Origin of the sequence: Brevundimonas sp. (assembly GCF_018608325.1) — a bacterium.
In the GTDB taxonomy this organism is placed as follows: Bacteria; Pseudomonadota; Alphaproteobacteria; order Caulobacterales; family Caulobacteraceae; genus Brevundimonas.
In genome coordinates this window covers 1-816 of sequence record NZ_JABAZW010000116.1, presented here as the reverse complement: position 1 = coordinate 816, position 816 = coordinate 1, and the positions used below count along the sequence as shown (strand labels likewise).

Sequence of the window (816 nt, the reverse complement as noted above, 5' to 3'; positions counted from 1 at the left end):
CCACGACCTTGGCGCCGCGCGCCGCCAGCGCCAGGGCGTGCTCCCGGCCCAGGCCGCCGCCCGCGCCCGTTACAATCGCCACCTGCCCGTCGAACCGTATCGTCATCACTCTTTTCCTTCGCGTTGGCGCCGCCAGACATTGTGTTGCAATGGCGCCGCAGTGTCACAATCCTAGCAAAATCGTGGAACCGCTCTGCGGCGGCCTCGTTCGGCTCGGGAAGGTCGCGCCACCGGGCGCGGCTTCGGCATTTTCTTTACTTGAGTGAGGACGCAGATGAAGCTGAAACTTCTCGCATCTGTCGCCGCGGTCGGGCTGCTTGCAGCCGGCGCCGCTTCGGCTGAACCCAATGGCTGGTACGGCGCAATCGATGCTGGCTACAAATTCGACCACGACATCAAGGCTGAATCGTCGACGACCGGCGCGACCTGGAAGTATGAGGTCAATCCGGGCTGGGCGGCGTTCGCTCGCCTCGGCTATCGCTTCAACCCCAACTGGCGCGTTGAACTCGAAGGCGGCTATCGCTCGGGCGACATCGGCACCATTCGCGCCTCGTCGGGCACGCAGGGCCTCTGCAACCTGACGCCAGCGACTGGCGGCTGCTACTCGCCGGAAGGCGATATCGAGTCTACCACCCTGATGGCCAACGTCATCTATGACTTCGGCTCCTCGGCCTGGGGCGTCCGGCCCTTCGTCGGCCTCGGCGCCGGTGTGAACCGCGTCTCGATCGACACGGTCGGTAATCTGCGCGCCAACCGCGGCGCCACCTTCACCGCTGACGACAGCTCGACCAAGTTCGCCGCTCAGGCGATCGCCGG

At 65.6% G+C, this 816-nt stretch carries 1 protein-coding gene and 1 pseudogene; one reads left to right on the top strand and one right to left on the bottom strand.

The genetic code is table 11. The features are described from left to right. Nucleotides 1–76: pseudogene (locus tag QZ281_RS11780) on the bottom strand (hypothetical protein); the annotation flags it as partial. A gap of 198 nt (nt 77–274) precedes the next feature. Between QZ281_RS11780 and QZ281_RS11775 the strand changes: the two are divergent. After that, on the top strand, nt 275–816 hold a 542-nt coding region (locus tag QZ281_RS11775; protein WP_292228579.1), incomplete at its 3' end, for an outer membrane beta-barrel protein.